The sequence below is a fragment of the Paenibacillus sp. M2 genome, assembly GCF_046713495.1.
GTDB classification, from domain to species: Bacteria; Bacillota; Bacilli; order Paenibacillales; family Paenibacillaceae; genus Paenibacillus; species Paenibacillus amylolyticus_B.
In genome coordinates this window covers 6,822,924-6,849,852 of sequence record NZ_CP169648.1, presented here as the reverse complement: position 1 = coordinate 6,849,852, position 26,929 = coordinate 6,822,924, and the positions used below count along the sequence as shown (strand labels likewise).

General features: G+C 47.1%; 24 protein-coding genes. 16 read left to right on the top strand and 8 right to left on the bottom strand.

What is annotated here, in order from left to right:
• Positions 1-27: 27 nt before the first annotated feature.
• From ACETMN_RS31130 to ACETMN_RS31115, 4 genes are all read right to left on the bottom strand, one after another.
• A complete protein-coding gene (locus ACETMN_RS31130; RefSeq protein WP_411735508.1) occupies positions 28-927 on the bottom strand; it encodes a DUF4097 family beta strand repeat-containing protein in 900 nt (299 codons plus the stop codon).
• Positions 924-1,517, bottom strand: coding sequence for an HAAS signaling domain-containing protein (locus ACETMN_RS31125; RefSeq protein WP_091012730.1), 594 nt, complete (start codon positions 1,515-1,517; stop codon positions 924-926). Before ACETMN_RS31125 ends, ACETMN_RS31130 begins: the two co-directional genes overlap by 4 nt.
• Entirely contained in the window at positions 1,510-1,839 is a 330-nt protein-coding gene (locus tag ACETMN_RS31120) for a PadR family transcriptional regulator (protein WP_036667851.1), read from the bottom strand. The genes ACETMN_RS31125 and ACETMN_RS31120 overlap by 8 nt, the downstream gene beginning before the upstream one ends.
• 298 nt (positions 1,840-2,137) lie before the next feature.
• On the bottom strand, positions 2,138-3,682 hold the full coding sequence (locus tag ACETMN_RS31115) for an FAD-dependent oxidoreductase (protein ID WP_091012733.1): 1,545 nt from the start codon (positions 3,680-3,682) through the stop codon (positions 2,138-2,140).
• 372 nt (positions 3,683-4,054) lie between these two features.
• Between ACETMN_RS31115 and ACETMN_RS31110 the strand changes: the two genes are divergently transcribed.
• Positions 4,055-6,877 (top strand): glycoside hydrolase family 3 C-terminal domain-containing protein, encoded by a 2,823-nt coding sequence (locus ACETMN_RS31110; RefSeq protein WP_091012734.1) that lies wholly within the window; start codon positions 4,055-4,057, stop codon positions 6,875-6,877.
• Positions 6,878-7,028: 151 nt separating this feature from the next.
• Here the strand turns inward: ACETMN_RS31110 and ACETMN_RS31105 are convergent, their stop codons facing one another.
• The 3 genes from ACETMN_RS31105 to ACETMN_RS31095 form a co-directional block, all read right to left on the bottom strand.
• Positions 7,029-7,868, bottom strand: a complete 840-nt coding sequence (locus ACETMN_RS31105; protein ID WP_091012735.1) for a methyl-accepting chemotaxis protein — start codon at positions 7,866-7,868, stop codon at positions 7,029-7,031.
• Between the two features lie 216 nt (positions 7,869-8,084).
• Positions 8,085-8,594, bottom strand: a complete 510-nt coding sequence (nrdG, locus tag ACETMN_RS31100) for an anaerobic ribonucleoside-triphosphate reductase activating protein (RefSeq protein WP_091012737.1) — start codon at positions 8,592-8,594, stop codon at positions 8,085-8,087.
• Positions 8,591-10,552: an anaerobic ribonucleoside triphosphate reductase gene (locus tag ACETMN_RS31095; RefSeq protein WP_091012739.1), complete on the bottom strand. Its 1,962-nt coding sequence runs from the start codon at positions 10,550-10,552 to the stop codon at positions 8,591-8,593. Before ACETMN_RS31095 ends, nrdG begins: the two co-directional genes overlap by 4 nt.
• A gap of 481 nt (positions 10,553-11,033) precedes the next feature.
• Between ACETMN_RS31095 and ACETMN_RS31090 the strand changes: the two genes are divergently transcribed.
• Positions 11,034-12,671: a histidine kinase dimerization/phospho-acceptor domain-containing protein gene (locus ACETMN_RS31090; RefSeq protein ID WP_091012741.1), complete on the top strand. Its 1,638-nt coding sequence runs from the start codon at positions 11,034-11,036 to the stop codon at positions 12,669-12,671.
• Between the two features lie 153 nt (positions 12,672-12,824).
• Entirely contained in the window at positions 12,825-13,763 is a 939-nt protein-coding gene (locus ACETMN_RS31085; protein WP_047840782.1) for an aldo/keto reductase family protein, read from the top strand.
• A gap of 124 nt (positions 13,764-13,887) precedes the next feature.
• Here ACETMN_RS31085 and ACETMN_RS31080 read toward each other — a convergent pair whose 3' ends face one another.
• On the bottom strand, positions 13,888-15,000 hold the full coding sequence (locus ACETMN_RS31080; RefSeq protein ID WP_091012743.1) for a GGDEF domain-containing protein: 1,113 nt from the start codon (positions 14,998-15,000) through the stop codon (positions 13,888-13,890).
• A gap of 272 nt (positions 15,001-15,272) precedes the next feature.
• On the opposite strand from ACETMN_RS31080, the gene ACETMN_RS31075 reads away from it, so the two are divergent.
• The 13 genes from ACETMN_RS31075 to ACETMN_RS31015 all read left to right on the top strand — a co-directional run bounded on the left by ACETMN_RS31075 (position 15,273) and on the right by ACETMN_RS31015 (position 26,841).
• Positions 15,273-15,668 carry a Fur family transcriptional regulator gene (locus ACETMN_RS31075; protein WP_091012745.1) on the top strand — a complete coding sequence of 132 codons (396 nt, stop codon included), beginning with the start codon at positions 15,273-15,275 and terminating at the stop codon, positions 15,666-15,668.
• A complete protein-coding gene (locus tag ACETMN_RS31070; RefSeq protein WP_091012746.1) occupies positions 15,644-16,450 on the top strand; it encodes a winged-helix domain-containing protein in 807 nt (268 codons plus the stop codon). The genes ACETMN_RS31075 and ACETMN_RS31070 overlap by 25 nt, the downstream gene beginning before the upstream one ends.
• A 290-nt stretch (positions 16,451-16,740) precedes the next feature.
• Entirely contained in the window at positions 16,741-18,204 is a 1,464-nt protein-coding gene (locus ACETMN_RS31065) for a catalase (RefSeq protein WP_411735507.1), read from the top strand.
• 208 nt (positions 18,205-18,412) lie between these two features.
• Positions 18,413-18,829, top strand: coding sequence for a BlaI/MecI/CopY family transcriptional regulator (locus ACETMN_RS31060; RefSeq protein ID WP_017691824.1), 417 nt, complete (start codon positions 18,413-18,415; stop codon positions 18,827-18,829).
• 1 nt (position 18,830) lies between these two features.
• Positions 18,831-19,691, top strand: coding sequence for a M56 family metallopeptidase (locus tag ACETMN_RS31055; protein WP_411735506.1), 861 nt, complete (start codon positions 18,831-18,833; stop codon positions 19,689-19,691).
• A 49-nt stretch (positions 19,692-19,740) separates the two neighbouring features.
• The gene (locus ACETMN_RS31050) at positions 19,741-20,154 is read left to right on the top strand and encodes a DoxX family protein (protein ID WP_076209884.1); all 414 of its coding nucleotides are present in this window, start codon (positions 19,741-19,743) and stop codon (positions 20,152-20,154) included.
• A gap of 199 nt (positions 20,155-20,353) precedes the next feature.
• The gene (locus ACETMN_RS31045; RefSeq protein ID WP_411735505.1) at positions 20,354-21,055 is read left to right on the top strand and encodes a pirin family protein; all 702 of its coding nucleotides are present in this window, start codon (positions 20,354-20,356) and stop codon (positions 21,053-21,055) included.
• Between the two features lie 44 nt (positions 21,056-21,099).
• Positions 21,100-21,435, top strand: coding sequence for a hypothetical protein (locus ACETMN_RS31040; protein ID WP_091012754.1), 336 nt, complete (start codon positions 21,100-21,102; stop codon positions 21,433-21,435).
• 172 nt (positions 21,436-21,607) lie between these two features.
• Positions 21,608-23,203, top strand: coding sequence for a spore germination protein (locus ACETMN_RS31035; protein ID WP_091012755.1), 1,596 nt, complete (start codon positions 21,608-21,610; stop codon positions 23,201-23,203).
• 4 nt (positions 23,204-23,207) lie between these two features.
• Entirely contained in the window at positions 23,208-24,407 is a 1,200-nt protein-coding gene (locus ACETMN_RS31030) for a Ger(x)C family spore germination protein (protein WP_179198397.1), read from the top strand.
• Positions 24,400-24,621: a hypothetical protein gene (locus ACETMN_RS31025; protein WP_091012758.1), complete on the top strand. Its 222-nt coding sequence runs from the start codon at positions 24,400-24,402 to the stop codon at positions 24,619-24,621. The genes ACETMN_RS31030 and ACETMN_RS31025 overlap by 8 nt, the downstream gene beginning before the upstream one ends.
• A gap of 56 nt (positions 24,622-24,677) precedes the next feature.
• On the top strand, positions 24,678-25,880 hold the full coding sequence (locus tag ACETMN_RS31020) for an endospore germination permease (protein WP_105600229.1): 1,203 nt from the start codon (positions 24,678-24,680) through the stop codon (positions 25,878-25,880).
• Between the two features lie 130 nt (positions 25,881-26,010).
• Positions 26,011-26,841 (top strand): uroporphyrinogen-III synthase, encoded by an 831-nt coding sequence (locus tag ACETMN_RS31015; RefSeq protein ID WP_091012762.1) that lies wholly within the window; start codon positions 26,011-26,013, stop codon positions 26,839-26,841.
• Positions 26,842-26,929 lie beyond the last annotated feature (88 nt).

Here is a 26,929-nt window from a genome sequence, read left to right as displayed (position 1 = left end):
CCCACAGTTCGGAAATTTGCTTCATCACTATTTGGTAATCTCGATGCTGCCAGAGGAGGTACGGGCCTTGATCATTTCCCGGCTTACCATTGGCGATTCAGGTACATCGACACTTCCAGAGGTAGCCTTAGCGTCGTAGATTCCGTCAAAATCAGGTGCAGCTTGAATGAAAATGTCTCCTGATGTTCCAGACGCATTAATCGGGGCGGAATGGGACTGTTCAATATGAATGCTACCCGAAGTGAATTGAACATCAGCTGCGCCGTTTAATTCAGTAATCTCAATATCTCCTGATTTAATCTTACTGTTTACTTGACCGGCAATCTGATCTGCCGTGAAGCTTCCGGATGTCTGTTTCACGGTCATGTCTCCATCAATCATGGAAGCGTTAATGTCACCCGAAGTTAGAACCAATTCAATATTGGACGCCTTGATGTTTTCCAGACGTATGGAACCTGAGGTATTATTCAGCTCAAGCTGTTTGGCATTTAGACCTGTCAGATCCCAGTCACTTGAAGAGGAGTCCAGCTTAACCTCATTTAACTGGTGTCCTTCAGGCAAGGCAACGGTTATTGTGGAGTCTTGATCATTCCAGTACAAGGTGAAAAATTGCAATCGTTCACGTTCTGTCTGCGCCAGTTGGAATGTGTCGTTGGATAAGGTGGCCTGTTCGAAGCTTTTGACTACAGCAGGGTCCCATTTTCCATCCACTTCGATATAACCATTCGAATCCGGGCTTACAACAAATTCAATATCTGCACTGAAATTAGCATTCATGATAATGTTCTGCAATTCATCTGCTTTGAAATCCCATCGTTTGGAATAATGCTCCCGTTCATCCCCGAACTGAACGCCATAGATGGATGTCCCGAGTAAACCTATTCCGATACATATCACGGCGAGCGCAAGCCATTTTTTAGTGCTCATGCGGAAACATCTCCTTTCATCGTGTTTTTATTCCATCTAATATATTGAAGAGTAACGATTTTGAAGGTTCTAAAGACATACTTCGATGCGATGGCAAACAAAATGCCGACACCGAAAGCGCCAATCGCAACGAAAATCTCCGGTTTATCGAGTTGGCCCAGGAATACAAAGTCCACAACTGCTGCTACAGGAGCCACTACCAGCAAGGAAAGGCTGGCAATAACAAGCCATACCGACCACATCATGAGACCAAGAGGAATGCCAAGGATCAGATTCAGGAATAACAGGCCGATGGCTGTGAAAAATTTGCGAGTGGCTCTGGTGTTGTTTCTGGGTGACCGCATCTCGCGATACGTCGGTGCATAGAACGCATCTGAACCCGGCGTATGAATGTCATAACGATCACCGAGTGCTTCCTTGGCGATTTCTTCAGGCTGTCCGAGTTCCCGAGCGATCTCTTCTTCCAGCCTGCCTTCTCGTAGTCCAAGCTCGAAATGTTGATCATAGTCGGCGAGCAACTCAGCCCGTTCGAATGGGTCCATCGGCCGTAGATGAATTTCCATGGCTTTCATAAATTGTTGTCTATTCATTGGGGATTCCTTCCTCAATCAGATTTGCGACATTGCGCACAAATTCATTCCATTCTGTCGTCAGTGCCGTCATGTAGTCGCGACCTGTATCGGATAGTCGGTAATACTTGCGCGGCGGTCCTTCGCTTGATTCTTGCAGGTAGGTGGTGCAGTAACCGTCATTCACAAGCCGGCGCAGCAAGGGATACAGTGCACCTTCAGCAACTTCGATATGTTTGGAGACCGCCTGAGCCAGTTCGTAGCCATACCGATCCTGGCGGTTAATTAATACCAGGACGCACAGCTCTAATACTCCTTTTTTGAACTGGATGTTCACATTCACACAGGTTCCTCCTTCGTAGCTTCATTTATCGCTATTGTATATTGTTCAGTAGTGGTGAATTCATCATAGCATCCAGTACTGTTTAATGCAAGGTAGTGACTTTAAAATAGTTCCGTATCACGATTGATCGATAATAAGTTCGTTTAATACGGATGCTTAGCTGAAGCTACCTGTTTAGCTATAATTCAGCATACGCAAAAACCGGATCGGTTACTTCCGTCTGAAGGCGGATTCCGATCCGGTCTGTGAGATGAACTTTTTGTTTCTTTGGTTTACAGGTTTAATCACTAAATGTGGGTTATTCTTGTGCATCCAGAACTTTAAGGTCTTCCACAGCAGGGCCCTCAATGACATGGCCTGCATAATCGAAGCGGGAACCATGGCATGGGCAATCCCACGAACGCTCGCCCTCGTTCCATTCGACTTCGCAACCCAGATGGGTGCAGGTGGTATCCACCAGAAACAGCTTGCCACTGGTGTCCTTGTAGGCGCCAGCACGTTTGCCATTATGACGAACGACGGCTCCTTCATCTTCACCAATATCGCTAACCTTTTTGTGTACAATGCCAACTTTACCGGAGATTAATTCCTTGGCTACATTCAAATTCTCCACAATAAAGTGCTTCATGCCCGGATCAGCTTTGAATCTTGCCGGATCGAATATGGCAGCATGAGGGTTGTCACGTCCAGTGATGCGATCCGCAAGAAGGTGTCCTGCCATTGTACCCGTCGTCATTCCCCATTTGGCAAATCCAGTCGCGACATAAACATTTTCATGTCTTCCGGTAATCGGTCCAATGTAAGGCACCTTGTCAATGGAGATCAGATCCTGGGCTGACCAGCGAAAAGGAATGTTGCGGATACCAAATGTCTCCGCTGCAAACTGCTCCAGGCGTTCATAATGACCGAAGGTGCAGATGCCTTGTCCTGTTTTGTGATTTTCGCCGCCAAAGAGGATAAGTTCCTTACCGTCATGTAAGACGGTACGCAAGGAGCGGTACGGTGTATCGTCCGAGATGTACATGCCGCCCGCATAGGGTTTCTCCGGTTCGACTAATACAGCGTAGGATCGTTCGGCGTGTAATCGTGTGAAATAAAATCCGGGATCGTAGACGGGAAAATGAGAAGCTACGACGACATGTTCAGCCGTTACAGATGGTCCATCGCCGTAGGTTCGTACATGCAGTGAAGCGTCTTCCTCTACATCCGTAACTGTCGTATGCTCGTAGATCTGTACCCCTTGTTTCACAGCGGAATCGAGCAAGTAGTGCAGATAGGCCAACGGATCAAAGCGTGCCTGACCTGGCATGCGAATACCTGCCCTAGCGGGAACTGGAATAGGGAGTGGGTCTACCCACTCACCAGGGATATTGAGTTTGTTATAGGCGGTCAGCTCGATCTCCAGTTTTTTGATGTTTTCCTCCGATTGAATGTAGACGTAGGCATCTTCCTCTGCCCACTGGCAATCAATCTGTTTTTCCTTCACCAGATTGCGCATCCACTTCGCGGCATCGGCATTGCCTTCATAGTACATCCGAGCCTGTTCTTGTCCGAAGTGATGCATAATCTCATCAAATATGACGCCGTGTTGTACAGATACCTTAGCCGTGGTGTGACCGGTCGTGCCATCCAACACTTTTCCAGCCTCTAGTACGACCACACGCATACCCGTCTGCGCCAGCAAATAGGCTGTAGTAATGCCGGCAATACCGGCACCAATAATCGCTACATCAGCGGTGATATCTTCGGTCAGTTTTGGATAGGCATCGAATTGATGCGTAGCACGCCACAGCGATTCGGGGACCGGGGGCAGACCCGTCTTGGACTGCTGATTGTCGCTCATTTTTCTTCTTCCTCCTTATTTATCTCCATTCGGTTGATTCGCTTATCGTTCAGTGCACATCGTTGTACTCTTATCCATGATTGCCAGACTATGCCAGGAAAAAACGGTGCTGTTCAGATTTTGCAGAGGGGATGTTCACAATTTCCTGCGCAGAGCCTCTGTTTTTTTTGCTAAACATGCTTTATGATAAGATTACCGAAATCGTTTTAGGTTTTAAAAAGGAGAACAAGTTTTACACCTGTAAACGTTGATTATAAAAGGGTTAATCTATCCAGAAGAAGAAATATTTCATCAGAATTAACCCCCGATTTTTTGTTAGATATGTATTCGCTATCATTTTAATTAACTACCGATAACCAAAGGAGATTCCATATGACGACCAACCAAACGAAATATCCGTTTCAAGATACAGTACTAGAGTTAGACTTACGCGTGAAAGATCTTGTATCCCGCTTGACGGAAGATGAAAAAATTGAATCCATGCTGCAATATCAGCCAGCAGTAGATCGCTTGGGTGTACCTGCATACAAACACGGAACAGAAGCGGCACACGGCTTGGCCTGGCTTGGCGAAGCAACATCTTTCCCGCAACCAGTGGGGCTTGCATGCACGTGGGATGCGGATCTGATGAAGGAGATTGGCTCCGTGCTCGGAGACGAGGCACGTGTATTTTATAAACGCAATCCGGCAGTGAACGGTCTTACGCTGTGGGCACCTACAGTGGATATGGAACGTGACCCGCGCTGGGGACGGAATGAAGAGGCGTATGGTGAAGATCCGGAACTGACAGCCGAGCTGACAACAGCATTGGTCAAAGGAATTCAGGGCGACCATCCGAAGTATTACAAAGCGGTCGCTACCTTGAAGCATTTCCTTGCGAATAATAACGAAGTGGATCGTGGAAGCGGTTCGTCCAGCATTGATCCGCGCAACATGCGTGAATATTATCTTAAAGCGTTCGAGAAGCCATTTAAGGAAGGCGGCGCACAGTCCATGATGACTGCGTACAACTCCATTAATGGTACGCCAGCGTTGTTGCATCCATTTGTGAACGAGATTGTCAAAGGCGAATGGGGCATGGATGGTTTCGTTGTCAGTGATGCAGGCGACGTCATGGGCATCAAGAATGATCATAAATACTATGATTCCCACACACCAGGTACGGTAGAGTCTGTGAAGGCAGGAATTGATAGCATCACCGATGATGCTGATCTGTCCAAACTGGCCCTGCGTGAAGGATTGGAACAAGGTACACTCACGATGGATGACATCGACAAGGCGTTGTTTAATACGTTCCGTGTGCGTTTCCGCCTGGGTGAGTTCGATCCGGAAGAAGGCAACCCGTACGCTGCTATTGGTGAAGAGTCCATGATGACGGAGAAAGCAAAAGAATTGTCCCTCAGAGCCGCGAGAGAACAAGTAGTATTGCTCAAAAACGACAAAGGCACGCTCCCACTGGACAAAACAAAAGCTGGTAAAGTGGCTGTGATTGGTCAATTGGGTGGAACGGTCTATCGTGACTGGTATGCAGGCACCATGCCGTATAACGTATCCCCGCTTGAGGCGATCCGTGGCAAAGTAGGCAGCGATAAAGTATCGTTCAAGGATGGAAATGATCGCATCACGTTAACTTCCGTAGCCAATGGGAAGAAGATTGGACTGGCGGATGGTGAGAAATCACCTGTTATTGCATCGGGAGAAGCGGAGACGTTCATGGTGTCCGACTGGGGCTTCGGAAGTTATACCTTGCAGGCCGAAAGCAACGGCAAATATTTAACGACAGATGAAGAGACCGTAACGGCTTCCGCAGATGAAGTGTATGGCTGGTTCGTGAAGGAAGTATTCCACCTGTTGCCACAAGAGGATGGCAGTGTAGGCCTCACCACATGGAATGGCAAAACGGTGACTGCACCAAATGGTGGAAACGATGCATTTGCGGTGTCCGAAGAACTGAAAACCTTCGGTGCCACAGAGACGTTCAAGCAGGATGTGGTTGTGAATGGACTGGAGGAAGCGGTAGCAGCTGCCAAGGTTGCGGAAACGGCGATTGTCTTTGTCGGTAATAATCCGCTTGTAAACGGGAAAGAAGAGATTGATCGTCCAAGTCTGGATCTGGCCGAATCCCAGCAACGTCTGGTTGAGGCGGTCTATGCCGCAAACCCGAACACGGTAGTCGTTATCGTGGGTAGTTATCCGTTCACATCGAATTGGGTTCAGGAGAACATCCCGGCAGTATTGTACACTTCACACGCAGGACAGGAACTGGGTAACGCAGTAGCTGACGTATTGTATGGCGATTATGCGCCGGCCGGCCGTCTGAACATGACATGGGTACAATCCGCAGATCAACTGACCGACATCAAGGATTACGATATCATTCAATCCGGTCGGACATATCAATATTTTGAAGGTAATGTATTGTATCCGTTTGGACATGGTCTGACGTATGCAACGTTTAAATACAGCAATTTGGAACTTAGCCCAGCTCAAGTGGGTACAGAGGGCAGCGTTACGGTAACTGTAGATGTAACCAATACCGGTTCAATTGCCAGTGACGAGGTTGTACAGTTGTACGTTCGTGCAGGCAAATCCCGGGTGAAACGTCCACTCAAAACGTTAAAAGGATTCCGTCGTCTTCATATTGAAGCGGGAGGTACAGCTAAAGTCAGCTTCACCTTGCCTGTTCAGGAACTGGCAATCTGGGATGTAACTCGTGATCGGTATGTCGTGGAAAGTGGAACTTACTCCATCATGGTTGCCAAGTCATCCTCTGATGTCCAGCTGGTTGCAGACCTGACGGTAGAAGGAGAGACGATCCCTGCCCGTAATCTGGGTGTGGCTACTCGTGCTGAGAATTATGATGCTTACCTGGGTGTTGATCTGGATGAGAGCAAAGAGGGCGGAAGTGCTGTCCGTGTAGTTGGAGAGCAAGGATGGATTGCTTTCAAGGATGCCGATCTGGGTAGTGGGGCAGCAGCAATTGAAGCGCGTGTCTCCGCAGAACAAGCAGGCGCTGTGTTGGAAGTTCGACTCGGCTCACCGGATGGTACACTCGCAGGACGTGTGGAACTGGTACAAGGTGAAGCCCAGCAGTGGTCTACCGTGAAGGCAGAACTCACAGGTGCATCAGGCGCGCAGGATGTATACATTGTGCTGTCGGCAGGTGTACGTATCAGTCACTTCGAGATTCGTTAAGTTGAATAGCTAATGAAAAAGCCTCCGAATGCATTCGGAGGCTTTTGTTGGTCTATACGCTGGTTGGATCAGGATGCTTCTTCCTGTCCAACTCTTTTATCCTGAGCGGTAACATTAGAATTATACAAAATGCTTTGCTATCTCACGTATTTTATTTTCCGTCAAACGTAATCATTTTTTGCACAAAGTGCTTCAATTGTTTGTTGGTTTCATTCAGCTGCTCAATTGTGCTCATGAAATTGTTTACGAGTTCAGCCTGCTCTTGGGAGCTTGCAGTGATCTCACCCAGTTCATTCTCCATGCCTTGAATGGATTGCCGAACGGATAGAAGAGAATCTTCAATACGTGCAGTGGCTTCCTTGGTATCCACAGACAGTTTGCGAATTTCTTTGGCAACAACGCCAAAACCTGCACCTGCTTCACCTACACGAGCCGCTTCAATGGCTGCATTCAAGCCGAGCAGATTGGTCTGTTCGGAGATTTCACGTATGAAACTGGCGACCTGAGTGACATTTCCTGATTTCTGTACGGCTTGTTTGGAGTTGTTCCGGATCTCTTCGGTGGTAGCACTGAGTTCCTCGGAGTGGGCAGCTACATGCTGTACACTGTCAATTAACTGGTTGGTCAGATTTTCGGTAACATCCATGAGTTGTTGCAGCTGGTCCTGGTCATCCATACTGTAGAGCAGATTAAACAGGGCGATGACTTCACCTTGTTCATTTTTAATGGGGATAAAAGCCACGTCAAAAGGAACCCCGAATAAATCTTTAGGGTAGTGATCGAATCGTTTGACTGTACCGCCGTTGAGATCAGCAAAATTTCGATTTCCATCCAATAGAGGATCGCCGGGTTGATAATTTAGTTGTTTTAACGATTCCCCTGCTGAGAAATATAGGAATTTCTCATGATCAATAACGGAGAGGGTTACATCCTGACGAATCGTATCTCGAAAGAAAGGCATACATGTAATCAATGCTTGAACAATATCCATATAAAAGATGATTCCTCCCTGGTTACCTTATGTAAACGGTTAAATTTTAAATGCTAACTTAATAACTACCTATATAATATATCGTCATGCAATAGAGAAGAAAATAGAGAGAATGGATAAATCCTATTTCTTAAAGCAGACCGCTATACGCCAAAAAGACACGAGTCCGCTGGGGACCCGTGCCTTGTTAGTTGGTGAGGGGAATAAAACCAATGTTTACAGCATACTGAGCTGCATTGTAACGATGGTTTGAGTGGCTATTGTTGCACTGACATCAATCAATCGTTGATTTCGACTGCCGCGGAAGGGCAGAGAGACATCACGCTCCGCTTCAACGTATCGACCGTCAATAATCACATCGCATAACCGGGCAAGCTCTGCTCTCGCAGGGTCGGTGATCAATTCTTCATATTCAAATCCCGTGTAGGCCCATACCGTCAGATCAGGACGTGCAGCGCGGAGCTGCTGGACCCAGGACGTACATTCTGCTGCCGAGAAAAAGGGATCACCACCACACAACGTAACGCCATCCAGCAACGGATGGGTCGTCACTTCATGCAGAATCTGCTGCTGCCGCTCCTCTGTAAAGGGCTCACCCGCTCGAAAGCTCCATGAATCCGGACTGAAGCAACCCGGACAGGCGTGACGACATCCGCTGATGAACAACACGGCACGCAGACCCGTCCCTTCATTCACCGATTCCGGAATGTAACCATATAGATTCACCGGTGTTTCACCCGATCCCGCACTTCGGCCTGCTTCGCAGCATTGAAGCGTACTTTGTAATCTCCGGTCAGATAGCCAGTTACGCGGCGTAATCGCTGGAAGTGTACATGGTTCTCGTGGGCTTCACAGCCTGGGCATACATCCCCAATGACGCCTTCATATCCACATGCAGGGCAGCGATCAATCGGATGATTAATGGAGAAATAACCGATATCCTGCGCCAGTGCATACTGCACAATTCGCAGGAAAGCTGTGGTGTTGGCCCGAACGTTTCCGTCAAGCTCCACATAGGAGATCGCACCCGCGTTACATAAAGTGTGGAATGGGGCCTCCAGTTCAATCTTCCGATAAGCTGGAAGAGTGTGGTATACCGGGATATGGAATGAGTTCGTATAATACTCACGATCATTAACCCCGGCAATGAGGCCGTATCGTTCTCTATCAATCTTCGTGAATTTGCCGGACAACCCTTCAGCAGGTGTGGCAAACAGGGTGATATTCAAGTTATGCTGCTCGCTCATCCGATCACAGAACTCTCTCATGGTCCGAATAATGTTGAGCGCTTCGCGGTGTACATGAGGGTCCTGTCCATGATGGCGTCCATAGAGAGCTGTCATACATTCTGCCAGGCCAATAAAACCCAGGGATAACGTACCATGTTTGAGCAGATCCCCAACGGGTTCATTCGGAGCAAGTTGCTCCCCGCCTTCCCATACACCCTCCCGCATCATGAAATCTGACGCCTTAGCAGGTTGAACAGTCTGGATACGGTACCGATGCAACAGACCATGCGCAGCATTTTGCATCACGGATTCCAGTGCAGTGTAGAATCCCGCCCGATCAGCAACCGCTCTGTTGCCCTGGCAGATGCCAAACCGGATGCCGAGCTTCACGAGGTTAATGGTGTTGAAGGACAGGTTACCTTTACCACTTTGACGATTGCGACCAAACCGGTCAGCCAGTGTACGTGTGCGGCATCCCATAGTTGCGATGATCGTATCCGGATCTTCCGGATGATAGAAAGGCAGATTGAAAGAGGCATCCACATTGACAAAGTTAGGATACATCCGCCGGGATGAACAGGTGACTGCGAGCCGGAACAAATCATAGTTCGGCTCACCTTGAGCCTGATTGATCCCCTGTTTACATTGGAAAATATGTTGAGGGAACACGGGAGTCTCCCCGTTGCCCAGGCCACGAATGGTTGCTTCCAGCAATGAGCGTGATACCAACCGGCCTTCTGCTGACGTACATAATCCATAGTTCAGTGAAGTAAATGGAATCTGCCCACCTGCCCGGCTGCTCATCGTATTCAGGTTATGAATCAGTGATTCAGCAGCTTGTCCTGTCTCCAATTCAGTCTCTTCATAGGCGAAGGCATATGCCCGTGGACATTGATTCTTCGCTTCGATGCTATCCAGATGAACCTGTTCATCCCCGATCAGAACATTTTCACCAAAGAGCCGTTGTCCTTTGCGATAATGTTTGCGGAATGATCGTTGTACATAAGGGGCCAGATCCCAGTCAATCTTATTGGCCGATACACCGCCATATTGACTGTTCTGCTGGGATTGGAAGATGATCGCAACCAGGGCCATTGCAGACATGATCGTCTGAGGTGTGCGAACGGATCCGTTGCCTGTATTGAAACCTGAAGCAAGGAGACGGTCAAACGGGATAAAGATGCAGTTGGTCGTTCCAAGTGCATACTGATCCAGATCGTGTACATACAGATCTCCGTTCTCCACAGCTTGGGCAAGCTCTTCCGGCAACACATGACGCAGAGCATGCCACTTGGCGGTCTCCGAACCGAGCCTGCTCATCTTACCGCTGAAGGAGTCCCCGTTCAGATTTGCATTTTCCCTCAGCGTATCGGCGTCTTCTGCGCCAATAATTCGTCTTCCCAGGTCGGATAATGGATCGGATGCCGGTGGAGTGGCATACTCAAGCATGTTCATGTAAGGTTCCTCCTAAAATGATTTTGGTATCATTCAATTCACGTTAAATACTATATGTAGATTCGTATTATCCATTTATAAACTATATGTGGTTTTTTGGGTGTGATAATGATCACACAGCTTACAGAACAAAATGGACTTTCCTTTAATTGCTGCGGATAAAGGTTCCCAAAGTCTGAGTAGAAGCGTATAATTGCTAGTTGCCTGCAAGGATAATTATACGAAGTCGGACAAGATGGACTTTAATCAATCTGAAAAGGCGATTTGCAATACATTTTCCGTTTTTAAACGATCAGTTCAAGACCTGCTTTTGTCCGACAACGGGCTATCGGCAGGCAGAATGATTCTCTTTTACTTCTACGGTGTTAATCATATAAGTATAGATTGTGACAGCTATTCGGATTCTTGATGAACCCTTGTACGTGATTAAACATTCTGATATACAGATTAGAAAGTGCAGCTAAGACAAAAGGGGTGGATCATGGGGACGGCAGAAGGCATTACGAGAGGCTTCTATGAAGATATAAAGGAAGCTGCGGCCCATATCGTAGATGTATTAAGCGGTATATTGAAGGTCAATACCATCTTTGTTGCCACGAATGACGGGGTGACAAATTTCATTTTGGAAGCCTTTAATCGTACGGAAGAGCTAATTGTTAAAGGCAGTGCACTTCCATTTACGGATTCATATTGCAGCCTGGTCTTAAAAGACAAAGGTAGCGTTCTTACGATCGAGGATACATGTGAACATCCGATGACACGATCCATGGGCGTTACGAGCGGACTAGGCAATCGCTTTTTCGTGGGCGTGCCTATTATGAGAAGATCGGGCGAAACATTTGGTACCATCTGTCTGATGGATGATCCTGGTTATATCATCAGCGAAACTGATATGAAGACACTGAAGGCGATGGCTGTATTCCTGGGTTATGTTGTTGATCTGGAAAGCACGTTGCATGTTCAGGAGCGGAAATTGAGTGATTCGGAACAAATGCAAGAGCAGCTCCAGGCAGAGAAAGAACGTGCCGAATCTGAGGCTATGACCAAAACACAGATGTTGAAGCTAATGAGTCACGAGATTCGCAATCCCTTGAACGGTATTTTGGGACTGACAGATCTGATGCGCACACCGGATATGCCTGAGGAGCAGTCCGAATATGTGAACATGATTGAGACAAGCGGAAATATTTTGCTTTCCTTGCTGAATAATATGATGAATTTCAACATTAATGAAGCAGGTAAAACGGTTATACATGATGATCCGTTTGATCTGGTAGGCACCATTGAGAATACCGTGTATCTCTATGCCGGGATTGCGACGGGCAAGAACATTGAGCTGGGATTAAATCTTGAACTGAATGTATCTCAAGTGTTTGTTGGTGATGAAGTCAAGATTGGACAGTTGCTTGCACACGTCATTCAGTATGCTCTCGATTCAACGCGTGAAGGTTCCGTTCTGATCACAGCAGTGGTGAACGGAGAAGAATTGGAGGAGACCGGTACACTTCAGCTCAAGGTGAAGTACACGGGTCAGATGTTATCGGACAAGAAGACACCAACCTTTAACAGCCAAGATGAAAATTTGAATATCCAAAAACTGATTGGAAGTAATCTGGGTTTAGCTGTAAGCCAGAATCTTGCCATTCTCATGCATGGCCGTATTCAGGTGAGTAGTGTGAAGGAAAATGAGACGGAATTCAACATCTCCCTTCCATTGCGCAGATACTGGGAGTTACCTCAACTCGCAAGTGTTCAGCAGCGTTTAAAAGGCAAAAAGGTGTTACTTGCCAAGGACCCTGACATTTTGCAAGGCGTCTCTTCCCTGATGCGCAGGTGGGAGATGGATGTACACATGACCTCGGGTGTGACATTAGCGCATGATTGGATCAAGGAAGGGTTTATGCCTGATGTAGCCGTTGTGGATGTGGGATTACTGGAAGGCGGCGCGGTCGATTTTGTACATGAACTGAAACAGCGACTGGAGAATCTGCCCGTCATTGTTCTTGTTCCTTATGGGATGCATATTGAATTGCATGAAGCAGAAGCCTTTGATGCTGTTCTGACCAAGCCGGTCAGACAGGCTGATCTGTTGAATGCATTGAGCATTACTTTGCCTTAAATCATGATCATAGATCTTTATTCGGCGCACCTTATAGGTGCGCTTTTTTTCATTTTCCATTTTCTGAGCCAAAGCCCTTTTATTCCGAGCTGGTTACGTTACAATAGAAAGTGAACTTCATCTTTATAACCAACAGAGGAGGATATGCAATCAATGGATTATCGCAGATTAGGTGGAAGCGGACTGAAAGTAAGCGAGATCAGCCTGGGAAGCTGGCTGACGTACGGAGGATATGTGGAACGTGAGAATGCGGTGAAATCAATTGAAACTGCATTTGATGAAGGCATTAACTTTTTTGATACTGCCAATGTATACGAACGGGGTGCAGCAGAAGAATTGCTGGGGCAGACGCTCAAAGCGTACTCCCGTGACTCTTATGTACTTGCAACCAAAGTATTTGGCAAAATGGGCGATGGTCCGAATGACCAGGGGTTGTCTCGCAAACATATCAAGGAGCAATGTGAAGCCAGCTTGAAGCGCCTGGGCGTTGAATATGTGGATATCTATTACTGCCATCGTTATCATACCGAAACACCAATTGAGGAAACACTCCGCGCGCTCGATGATCTGGTACGCCAAGGCAAAGTGTTATATGTAGGCGTCAGCCAGTGGACAGCGGCTCAGATGGAAGCTGCGTTGGGTACAGCAGATCGTCTGCTTCTGGATCGTATCGTGGTCAATCAGCCGGTGTACAACATGTTTGACCGTTATATCGAAAATGAAATTATCCCGCTCGGCGAGCGTAAAGGCATCGGACAAGTTGTATACTCCCCGCTTGCTCAAGGTCTATTGACCGGGAAATATACGTCCGTTTCCGATATCCCAGAGAATAGCCGTGCTGCCAAGTTAGGATGGGACGAAGGAAAGATCAATGCGGATCGTATCGGGAAAGTTCGTCAACTGATTGAAGTGGCGGACAAGCTGGATCTGAAGGTTGGCCAACTGGCCCTGGCCTGGATTCTGCGCCAAAACAATGTATCCAGTGCACTTGTAGGGGCGAGTCGTCCCGAGCAGGTAAAAGAGAACGCGGCTGCATCTGGCGTGAAGCTGGATGCTGCCATTGTGGAGGAGATTGAGAGCATCCTTGCTTGATCTCCTGTCAGTACACAAGCTGAGATGATATGTAATAATCCATAAAGCAAGGGATGTCCTGTGCGCCTGAATAGGCGGACGAGACATCCCTTTTTTGGAGAACGTTGAAAGGTTAGATCTTACTTTAAAGTGTAAGAGGTAAGGAGCGAAAAGTTAAGGCACACACACGGTTACGCCCTGTATTCTTGGCTTCATATAAAGCACGGTCGGCCTGTTCGAAGAAATCGTCATCGTCATGATCATCACAATCATCGGGATACACGGCTACACCAATGGAGATGGTTAGACGTGTCGTGTGTCCGTCGGGCAGAGCAAAATGGTATTTCTCTACAGCCTGTCGGATAGATTCGGCGGTAGCCACGGCCTGACGGTGCCCACAGTCGAGCAAGAGAATGGCGAATTCTTCCCCACCGTTTCGTGACACGATATCAGCAGAACGTGCATGCTCAACGAGCAGTTGTCCAAGTTGCTTCAGGACTGCATCGCCGGCGGAATGACCATAGGTGTCATTTACCTTTTTGAATCGGTCAATATCAATGGCAAGCAAGGAAAGCTTCTGTTGGTAATCCCTCGCACGCTGGAGTTCCAGTTGAAGTGATTTTTCGAACTGTCGTCGATTGCTCAGGTTGGTAAGATGATCGGTAGATGCTCTTTTTTCCAATAGAAATAACATTTCATTGGATTTATTAATGAATTCTGCGATGAAATAGATAAACAATCCACCGGCAAAGGAAATTGTCATTTGTAACGGATATATCTTCATTAATGAATTCATGCTGTCTGTATTCAACATAAGGATGATAAAGATTAATGTCATGCCAAGCAGATTCATTGTAATTATTTTGGTCAGTCTGGACCAGGGAGCATAGGCGAAGTATACACCGGACAGTCCGATCAGAGTCATGACAAATCCTGCATCTATGGCAGAGGATGATAAGCCGAACATCAGAATACGAAGGACCGAGATCATGAGTCCCGTAACGACCGAAGCCAATCCTCCCATATATACCGCTGCCGTAACGATGGCCAGATGCCGTAGATCTACAATCGTAGTTTCGTTCAGAGGGAAAGAATAGTTCATGAGTACTGTGCCATATATACCGAATAATAAGCCGCCGATCAACTGAACACGTAACGAGGGAAAAGGCAATCGGATACTATAGAACTTTGCGATGATCCCGGACACATACATAAACGTAATCATGACACAGATATTAATGAAAAAAGTGCTAAACAACCGACATTCCCCCTTTTTACGCACATCCCTATATTTTATCTGAAAATTGGTGCTGTAGCGAACCATATTATCCCAAATTTATGAGGGGATTGCTGGGAAAGATGTTTTATTTGCATATACAGGATGTTAGAGTGATATTGACTTCAATATGCAATGAGATTTATACTTAATCTAAATCAAAATGTATTCCTTCTTTTTGGGAAGACCATCATAAGTAGAAGATCAGTGTCTGATTTTATATAAAACGGATCAATAATAAAGGAGAAATGGTTGTGAGAACTTTAAATTTGACGATACAACGGCAAGCGGTATATGATGTGGTGCGCCATTCAGAGGATCACCCGACAGCTGCTGATGTCATGAATCGACTCGTGGAACAAGGATATAATCTGGCCTATGGTACGGTGTATAATTCTCTTCGTTATCTGACGGACAAAGAATTGATACGGGAACTTAAACTCGGAGAGACAGCAAGCAGGTACGATGCCCGTATGGATGATCATCAGCACATTATGTGTGAAGTGTGCGGCAAAGTGGACGAGGTGCTGACAGAGGTTCCTCCACAATGGATGAAACAGGTAGCTGAAGAAACCGGATATGCAATCGATCATGCTCATGTGGTCTTTGGAGGTGTCTGCGGGGAATGCAGAAACAAACGGATCAAGTAAAAATAAAACTGCCTGGCCGCCGTTTACCCCTAAGGGTTAAACCAGCCTTGTCCGATGCAGCACCGCTTGTGGACAATTGTCCTGTTACACGGCGTGTTATTCTGATCAGCCCGATGCCGGGGCAGGTTCATGAACTGGTAAAAGCCTTAACGGATAGCTGCTTTGATGTACTGGTTTTTCATCGCTGGGAACCGGATCTGCATGAGCGTCTTGTCTTTGATCTGTTGATCTATGACCTGTCTGTGGCCGGAACTATCGATGCATTTGCCGGCATTAGCAGCCGATTGAATCGTGAGGCTGAGCATACAACCCCTTGTCTGTATCTGGTTGGTGAGAAGATGATTGGTAGCGCGAGTGGACCGATGCTTCAAGAGGAATTGCTGGTTTGGCCTGCACGCCCGCAGGAAGCTCTATACCGGGTGCAGCGCATGATTGGCAACAGTCCTGCGTTGCCCAACCGTGGGTTTTTGCCTGAGGAAGGGCACCGTATCGGATTTAAAGATCTGTGGCTTGATCGTGAACGGATGAGTGTGCAGCGCGATAATAACCGGATTCATCTAACCAAGACCGAATATGATCTTTTACTCAAGCTGATTGATGCCAAAGGTGCAGTCATTTCCCGTGAGGAAATGCTCAGCGATATCTGGGAGACGGATTTTACGGGTGGAAGTAATGTGGTCGATGTTCATATCAAAAGCTTGCGCAAAAAATTGGGCGATAATGCGTCTTCGCCGCAATATATTGTAACAGTAAGAGGAGTGGGCTACCGCCTGGCGGATTAGTCCGCTTTTTTTTTGCCCATATTTTATCTTTCACTTCATGCTTTTTCGGGTACTCCCTAATAGATAGGCAGATCAGATCATTCCCTTAAAAACATGTTCATAGTTCATTCATGAAGTGTTGAAGAACCTCATCTTAATCTCATGTGAACCTCATGCAAGAGTAGAGTGGGACATGTTAGAATCAATTTAACAGTTAGATCAAGTCTAAATGTATATTTAAACCGATGCCGAATATGATTTTAATAGTAGATATATAACAGCCGTGAGACCCATTAGAGGAGGACGATATGATGACAGAACGTATGACTACGAATCAGGGAGCACCTGTAGGTGATAACCAGAATTCTCGCACAGCAGGCAGAAGAGGGCCGACACTACTTGAAGACTACCATCTCATTGAGAAAATAGCCCACTTTGACCGTGAACGTATTCCCGAAAGAGTCGTACATGCGAGAGGAGCAGGTGCTCATGGCGTATTCACGCTAGAGCAAAGTATGAAGGCTTATACAACAGCGGACTTCCTGCAAAATCAGGGTACGGAGACGGATGTGCTGGTTCGTTTTTCAACCGTTATTCATGGTACGGGATCACCAGAGACTGCACGAGATCCACGTGGATTTTCCGTCAAATTCTACACACGGGAAGGCAACTATGATCTCGTCGGCAACCATCTGCCTGTGTTCTTCATTCGTGATGCGTTGAAGTTCCCCGACATGGTTCACTCCCTGAAGCCAGCTCCAGATACAAACATTCAGGAACCTGCTCGTTATTGGGACTTTATGACCCTCTCACCTGAATCAACACATATGATGACCTGGTTGTTCTCAGATCTGGGCACACCGGCAAGTTATCGGGAGATGGATGGTTTCGGCGTACATGCTTTCAAATGGATTAATGCACAGGGGCAGGTCCACTATGTAAAATATAAGTGGGAGTCTGCACAAGGGGTTCGCGGCTTTTCACGTCAGGAAGCTGCCGAGGTACAGGGGCAAGACTTTAATCATGCTACCCGGGATCTGCATGAACATATCAAGAACGGGCAATACCCGCAGTGGAAGCTTCAGGTACAGCTCCTGAAGCCTGAGCAAATGGATGATTTTTCTTTTGATCCACTCGACCCAACCAAAACTTGGCCTGAAGATATATTGCCATTCCATACGGTGGGCACCATGACCCTGAATCGGAATCCACAAAACTTCTTTGCTGAAGTGGAGCAGGCGGCCTTTTCTCCTAGTGCGCTTGTACCAGGAATTGAGCCTTCCGAAGACAAATTGCTGCAAGGACGTCTATTCTCCTATCCAGATACACAGCGTCACCGGCTTGGAACGAACTATTTACAAATTCCGGTGAATTGCCCGTACGCACCCGTTCGTAATCATCAGCGTGATGGACTCATGAATGTGAATCAGGACCCATCTCCGGTGAACTATGAACCCAACAGTTCAGGAAACAGCCCGCAAGAAGATCCGGCATACCGGGACAGTCAGGTTCCGTTGCAAGGGCATGTTACAAGAGAGAAAATCGAGAAGACGGATGATTACACGCAGGCAGGGGAGCTTTTCCGTTCATTTACTCCTGTAGAGCAGCAGCATTTGCTTGATAATCTGATCAATGACCTTAAGGGCGTATCTGTTGATATTCAAATGCGTGCTCTATGCCACTTCTTCCGGACGGATGGGCAACTTGGCGGACGTTTGGCTCATGGACTCGGCGTGGATATTTCTGCACATATGCCGTCACAGGATGGAAAATAAAGCACATTTTGACCATGTTCTACAACATCATACGGACTAATATTCGTTGAAGACCGGGCAGAACCGCAAACGTGCGGAACTCCCGGTCTTTGGCCTTTTTTACTGAAATGGAAAACAAATTTACAAATCATTTACATAAAATAGCTGACATAGAGGTTGACTTCTCATTTGATGGCACTACAATGGGTAGTGTGAGGGGTGTCAGAACATGAGAATACACAATTTCAAAGTGGGTGAGCGTGGGCTCAACCGATTTTTCGGTCCGCTGGAAGCCAAGATTATGGACATTTTATGGGCTCGTCCTGGCAGTAGCATCCGTGAAGTGCAGACTGCACTTGAACAAGACAAAGACGTCAATTTTAATACAGTCATGACCGTGATGAACCGGCTCGTAGACAAGGGACTTCTCGGAAAGTCACAAAAGGGCAGAACATCTTTGTACCAACCGGTACAGAGCAAGGAGGAGTTTATGAACGACCAATCCAAGGAACTGTCACATGAGTTGGTGGATGAATTCGGAGCTTTGGCATTGAATCATATGCTGGATGCGCTGGACGAAGCAGATGCGGGTCTGATTGAACGCTTGGAACAGAAGATCAAACAATGGAAAAAGGATAGCGATTAAGATGTGGAAGACCCGCTCGAAACTTTTGTTTACCGTCGGGTTTGGCATTCCGTTACTCGTGTTCATGCAGATGTTCATGTACGCGATGTACAAAATTTTTGGCTGGGATATCCCGTTTAATCTGCTCTGGCTCTGCAATCATTGGATGAGTCGCTTGGGCTGGTTATCCGTGGGACATTTCTTGCTGGCACTGGTCTTGCTGACATTTGCGGGAACAGGCTGGTTGCTTACGGTTCGCATGATGAAAACACGGGCAGCAATCCGCAAGCTCCGCTCTATGGAGATTCGGGCGCTATCCCGCGAACTGGAGTCCACATATCATGATCTGGGACAGCCAAGTTTCATTGTGGTGGACAAGCCTTCACCCGTGGCATTTACCATTGGTCTATGGAGACCCTATATTGTACTTTCCACTGGGCTGCTGGACATGCTTGATGGGGAAGAGGAGGTAGCGGTTGTCTATCATGAAGTACATCATCTGTGGCACCGTGATCCTCTGAAGACGACGTTGCTGTCGGTATTTGCAATCATGATGCCGTACATTCCCGTTTTGAAGCACACTTCAAAGCAATATCATATCGTTAGAGAAATTCTGGCAGACAATGAGGCCATTGAACGTACAGGCAATGTGGCAGGCATTGGCAGTGCTTTGCTCAAGCTGCTTCGTGCTTGTCCTGAACCTAGGGGGGCAAAGGAACTGACCGTTCAGTCCTCATTTGCGGATACGTCGGTGAATGTCCGCATTTCACGTCTGCTGGACCCCGAACAGGACGTGACGCTGAGATTGCCACGTTATGCTGTTTTGATGTCGGCTACTGTTTTTCTATTGCTGTCTATCTTGTTTGTTTGGTCCATCGGATAGATTAATTGGGCTAAAGTGAAGTCGAATATAATGAGAAAGGAAGATGAACATGAATAATAAAAGTGTAGAGATTGGATTACTTTTCTCTAGGATTATGATCGGTTTGATCTTTGTGTTGCACGGCTGGAGTAAATTCGAAGGTGGAATCAGCGGTACAGTAGGTTTTTTCGAAAGTATTGGTATTCCCGGATTTCTTGCATCCGTTGTAGCCATCATCGAGTTGGTAGGTGGTGCGGCGATGATTCTGGGTCTGGGAACACGTGTGTTTGCTGCCCTGTTTGCCATCGTGATGGTTGGCGTTCTGTTTACAGCCAAAGTGGGTGAGCCGTTCCTGAGCGGTACCGAGTTAGATTACCTGCTGCTGGCGGGTTCCCTGACACTGCTCTTCACCGGAAGCCGTTTCCTGGCCGTGGATTATCTGTTCTCCAGACAAGGGAACGCTCGCCAGAATGTGAGTGCTTGAATTGACTAACGATTGCTAAAAAATAATGAAGTGCAGGATTAGTCCTGTGACGAGGTTCTTTATTGGCCAGGCCGGTTCGGGAATTGATTTGCGAACCGGGCTGATCGGTAGAGAGCTTTTTTCGTTTGGACGACATGCCTGAGTTTTGTTACAATGAGAATAAGTATGCTACTAAGAAAAAATAAGGACGGTGCATCTTATGATTAACATCATTCCATCCGATTCCCGCTCCAGCTTCGATCGAGGTTGGCTTCGTGGCAGTCACAGCTTTTCCTTTGGAGAATACCAGGACCCGGAGAATACGGCGTTTGGACCCATGCGGGTAGCTAACGATGATGTGATTGCTCCTGGTCGCGGTTTTGGGGCTCACCCACATAGTGACATGGAGATTGTATCCATCGTACTGAACGGCAAGTTGCGACATGAAGATAACCTGGGGAATGTAGCCGTTACAGGCTTTGGTGGTATTCAGCGGATGTCAGCAGGCAGTGGCATGATTCATACCGAACATAATGCATCCGATACCGAAGAAGTACGTTTGCTTCAGCTCTGGTTCATGCCACAGACAAAAGGGTTGGAGCCCTCGTATGAGACCACATCATTTGATCCAGCGGCAATGGTAGGAGCACTCGTGCCGATTGTATCCCCAGTTGGGGGACCAAGAGTTGCGACCATTCATCAGGATATGACGATCTATCTTGGACGATTAGCCAAAGACAAAACGTTAACCTTTAATCAGGATTCGGGCCGCCGGATGTACATTTTCTCCATCGAAGGCAAGCTGGGGTTGGATGGAGAGTACCTCTTGAACGAAGGCGACACGGCTCGTGTGGAACAGCGGGATTCAATCGAACTGCAAGGAAACGAAGATACGTTCTATATGATTATTGATTTGCCGTAGATGGCTGATGAAATGAACTCCAAGATGAAGGAGGGTATACACGTATGGCGCAACAGGAATGGTTTATGGTTAAACATGCGGTGACCGGGCGAGGATTAGCTAATAGCAAAACAGATGCGCTGTCCTATCGGTTCCAACAGGAAGGTACAGGCTTCATATTTACCGTTACGGGTCTGGACGAGCAGATTGTGGAACAGATAATGGAGCTTAGACAAGAACTGAACGTATTTCGTTTCGTCCAACGTAAGGACCAGCCCCTTTTGAAACACTGGTACTACGTAGAAGGTGAGCGGGTTGTGTACGACAGGGAGAGTCACACGCTAAGCATCTATGCGAAGTCGGAGATTCGTTATGTGCCTGAAGATTATTTTGCGGATTAACTTATAAGTACCTATAGAACTTGGAACATCCCAGAGGTCTCTGTTAAATACAGAGGCCTTTTTGCTGTCTGAACTCAGAGAATTTAATCGTAATTTTGCAAAAAAGACCACATAATTCCCAGCTGTCTGGCACAAGCTACCTTGTATAAAAACAAGAACGGAGGGGCGGCATATGGCGGACAAAACATCTGGGAAACACAAGTCCCGACAACCGGGACGAGCTTCAGAAGAAAAAAAACATATTCCTTTAGGACTGCCGTCCCCGCCTTTTCTTCGGCAGCCGATTAGTGCAGTACATGAAATTCAGATTCAGGCGGTAAAGGAGATCTTCTCCGAATGCTCGGATGTGGTTTTTCGCAACGTCATGATTACGCCTGAAGTGAAAGGACTTCTCGTCTACATCGAAGGTATTGTTAATTCGGCTGATATCCAGGAACACATGCTGCGGCCGATTATTCAAGGGCTGGTGCAGCAGCGTACAGATGAACCTGATGTTCCACTGGATGATACAACCGTTGAGCTGACACAGGTGAAGCGAGTGGATACTTGGGCTGCTGCGACAGAAGGGGTGCTGGCATCCTCCGCACTTCTGGTGGTCGATGGAAGTAACAAAGCCTGGATGTTCAATGTCAAAGGTGGCGTCAGACGTGGTGTGGAGGAACCGCAGACGGAATCCGTGATTCGGGGACCGCGGGAGGGATTTACTGAAACGCTCCGTGTGAATACGGCCTTATTGCGATTCAAGCTGAAAACACCTGCTCTCAAGATGGTGAGTATGACTCTTGGAACAGACACCAAGACAGATATTGTGCTGACCTACCTGGAAGGTATTGCCGATCCAAAAACGATTCAAGATGTTAAGAAACGTCTGGAAAAAATAAAGATCGATGGCATTCTGGAGACGGGTTATATTGAGGAACTGATTGAAGACCACCCGTATTCTCCATTCCCACAGATGCACTATTCCGAGCGCCCGGATACAGTAGCAGGTAACTTGTTGGAAGGACGATTTTCCATTTTGGTAGACGGAACTCCCTTTGCGTTAATTGCGCCAGTCACGATGTGGCAGATGCTTCAGGCCAGTGAGGATTACTATGAACGATTCTTCATCAGTAATCTGTTGCGTTGGATACGGTTTCTGTTCGTAGCTATTGCACTTTTCCTTCCAGCGCTGTATATCGCCATTACCACATTTCATCAGGATATGTTACCTACGACACTGATACTCAGTATTGCCGGGGCTCGTGAAGCCATCCCTTTCCCGGCTTTGGTGGAAGCCCTCATCATGGAGCTATCGTTCGAAGCCCTCCGTGAAGCGGGGGTCAGGTTACCGAAAACAGTTGGTCAAGCAGTCAGTATTCTCGGTGCGCTCGTGATCGGGCAGGCCGCAGTTCAGGCGGGGATTGTGTCTGCACCGATGGTTATTATCGTATCCATGACAGGCATAGCTTCCTTTACGATACCGCGGTTTAACTTTGCGATTACCGTACGCCTATTGAGATTTCCGATCATGTTATTGGCGGGTATGCTTGGACTATATGGCATCGTCATCGGCTTGGTCCTGATCTCGGTGCATCTGACACAGATGACTTCGTTTGGTGTACCTTATCTGTCAGGTCTTAGCCCGTACAGTAAGACAGATACCAAGGATATTCTTATTCGTGTGCCATGGTGGAAAATGATCAATCGTCCTTCTACGGTTCAGGATAACCAGAAACGGATGAAAGACAAGATCAATGGTTCGCCTGAAGCTGAGGAAGGATGGTGAACCCATGTTTCTTATTCGTAAATTCCGCAATGTGTTGATGTTACTGCTATGTACCATTTTCATAGCAGGCTGTTGGGATCGTAAGGAAATTAATGATATTGCCTTTGTGATTGGTATAGCTGTTGATAAGGAGCAGGACAATTACAGATCCAGTCTCCAGATTGCTCTGCCTGGACAATCCGGTTCTACCGGGAGTTCTGGAGGTGGCGGGGGGACAAGCGGGGATAAATCGTGGTTCATGTTGTCCAATACCGCGAAGACACTCAGAGGGACTACACTTGAAGGCCAAAAATCACTCTCACGAAAGATTTATTATGCACACCGCCGTACCATGCTTATTGGAGAGGATCTCGCCCGGGACGGCGTGGCTCCGATGCTTGATTTGTTTACGCGCTACCCGCTCAACCGATTCTCTGCATTACCAGTTGTGACGAAAGGCGCGGCATATAAAGTCATGGATACGGATGCCCCTATAGAGAAGTTCCCATCCGAGATGGTGCGCGAGTTGTGCTTCCTAAACATGCGGAATCCACGATCACTTAAAACATTTATTGATGCCATTCTTAGTGATGGTGTGGATCCATTCCTGCCGGTTGCTTCGAAAGTGAGCAATGTTCCAGAAGGTTGGAAGGACCCCAAATCAAACATTAAGTTGGATGGATTGGCCATTTTCAAAAAAGACAAGCTGGTTGGCATGATTGATAAGGCTCCAGCAGATGCATTGATTCTGGCTATGGGAGAGGCCAATGCGCCAGAAATTATGGTCAAAGCCCCTGGCGGAGAAGGAAATATATTCATCAAGCTGAACGAGAACAACGCCTCACTACATCCATATATCAAAGATGACAAGGTGGTCGTGAACATTGAGCTATATGCAAAGGGTGTTCTTGTAGATAACGAATCCAATTATGGTGATCGGCGTGAGAACGAGATTGTGAAGTTAAATGAAGCGATTCACGAGAAAATCAAATCGGACATCGACGAAGGTGTCCGTCTGGTGCAGGAGAAATACCACGCCGACATTCTTGGAGTTGGGCGGTCCATTCATCAACATTTGCCAGCGGAGTGGGACAAAATGAAGGATCGATGGAATGACATATATCCTGAAGTCAAGGTAACGGTTACCCCCCATGTCATTATCGAAAATGTAGGGGTGAGCAATAAACCTATCGGCGTAGTGGAGGAGGACATTGTGCATGATTAAGCCGCTGTTATATACCTACTTGGCCATGGCGATCGTGGTGATCATCATGGATTTCAGACATTTGAAACAAGCGGCTGTCATTAATCGATGGCTATCTTATGGCCTGATTTTATTGGGGACGGGCATTTGGTTCTATGTAACCCATCTGAGTAAAACCTTATATGTGTCGGTATGGATAAGCCACGTTATCCAGCGCTTACTGCCAATGCCATAAGCTATGGACAGCAAACATTCGGTTTGCGAATTCGCGAGAGGGAAAGGAGGTAATTCATGAATCAGAGAGTGACACACCGTCAAATGATCCTGCTCGTACTGCTGCTCAGTATTTCAGGTACGTTAATTCAGCCACACGCGCAAGCTATCTACTATGCGGAACAACACGCTTATCTCTCGTACATACCTGTAGTCGTGGTGATGCTCGCATCCATGTGGATGTTAAGTCGGGTTCAGCGGAGATTTCCGGATCAGGATCTATTTCAAGCCCTTGCTGGGCGATTTCCCTTTTTGGGAAGGCTCGCAGGATTGATGTACATTCTATTTTTTTTCTTTGTGTTTGCGAGGGATATCCGGTTAACGGGTGATTATATCAGCATAACGTTGTTAGAGACCACACCGATCTCCATCATTGCGTTATCACTGATCGTTATGGGAGTTTTTATCGTCAGAGGTGGGCTCGGCTCCTTGATCGGTATGTCGGAGTTGTATGTGACATTGTTTCTCTTAAACTCCGTGATTGTGCCTTTCATGCTCATTCAACAGATCAATATGGATAACCTGATGCCGTATTTCCACGTTGATGTTGCGGGAGTTGGCAAGGGGAGTTGGTACATATTTTCGTTTTACGGAGAGATGATTGCATTGCCTTTTGTTATCAAGGGCAGTGATTTTCGATTTAAGTCGGTTGTGTCAGGCATTATATTGTCAGCCTTGTTGATGATGCTAATCCTTGTTGAGACCATTACCTCCATTGGAGTTCCTATCGCTTCAAGGTTGGTGTATCCCTCCTATGAACTGGCAAGACAATTGCAAATCAGTGACTTCTTGGATCGGTTTGACCTTGCGCTGGCAGCGGCAACCTTGCCTACCATGATCACGAAGATTGCATTTGACCTGTACTTTGTCTGCTGGGGATTGAAGCGAATGATTTCGAACGTATCGGGAAAGGTATTGACAGGCCCGATTGCCCTCGTCGGATTTGTCTGTGCATTCTGGTTCTTCCGAAATGCCATTCAGCTCAATCGCTTCACTCGGGAATGGACATGGATTGCCATTGTTTTTGAAGTGTTGTTCCCTATTGTGCTGTTTCTTTTCCTTCGTCCTCGCAAAAAGGATAAAAAAGAATCTACCCAACAGAGATCGGGAGACCAGTCCAAGAAAGAGAAACATGAGCCGGAACAAAAATCGGCTGATTCGGAGAAGGATGGAGAGAAAAGGCGGAAAGATTCTCATGGCGGAGAACTCCAGCCTTCCTGATGCATTCCATCAAAAATCCTTATAGATGAACGGGCAAAAAGAGGGAAAACACAGTTTCCCTTCGCAGAAGTACCCTGTATACTGTAGTCAGACTGATGAACATTCGGCTGAACTAACGGGGGGAACATGAATGGCTCAACATTTGGCAGGTGTGCGTGTAGCATTGACAGGACCACGAAAGTCGAAAGAAATGTCCGTACTGGTTGAAAAAATGGGTGGAATCCCGCTTGTGCGACCGGCACAGGGGACCGTATTCCTGGATGATCGGAGTATCAGGGATGGGCTGGTATCCTGGATCTCAGACCCGCCAGACTGGGCGGTATTAACTACGGGTATGGGATTGGATGCATTATTTGAAATGGCTGAGGATATGGAAGTGGCAGGCCAATTGTTGGATGTATTATCGGAATCCTCCATTGCGGCAAGGGGATACAAGACGGTGAATGCGCTCAAAAAGCGCAAGTTAACACCGCTGGTACGAGATGATGACGGTAGTACGGACGGGCTCATTCGAGAATTCACCCCACATGATCTCGCAGGGAAAAAAGTTATGTTGCAGCTTCATGGGGAGACAGCTCCCAAACTCGTTGCATGGTTGGAAGAACAAGGTGCAATCGTCAGACAAGTGCTTCCTTACCGCCATGTACCGCCAGAAGAGGCAGAACTGGAACAGTTATTGAATGAAATTCTAAATTTCGAAGTAGATGCTGTTGCGTTCACAAGTGGGCCGCAGGTCAGATTTCTGACGCAATATGCGGCCTCCCAGGACAAGCTTGAGCCGTTGCTTGCAGCCTTCAGACAAGGTGTAATTCCGGCGTCTGTAGGTAAAGTTACCGCAAACTCCATGCGTGAAGAAGGCATTGAGGCACTGGTCATTCCGGAGGAAGAGAAGATGGGAGCACTCATCGTTGAGCTTGGACGTTACTTTGCAGCAGGGCGTGCGGTCAAGATTAGAGATTAGTGGCCTGCTTTTAGATCAGTTCGACAAAAAGCTTTTGGCGTCGCTTCATGAATAAAAAGTGTGCATTAAGCTTAACCGCATCGCTATA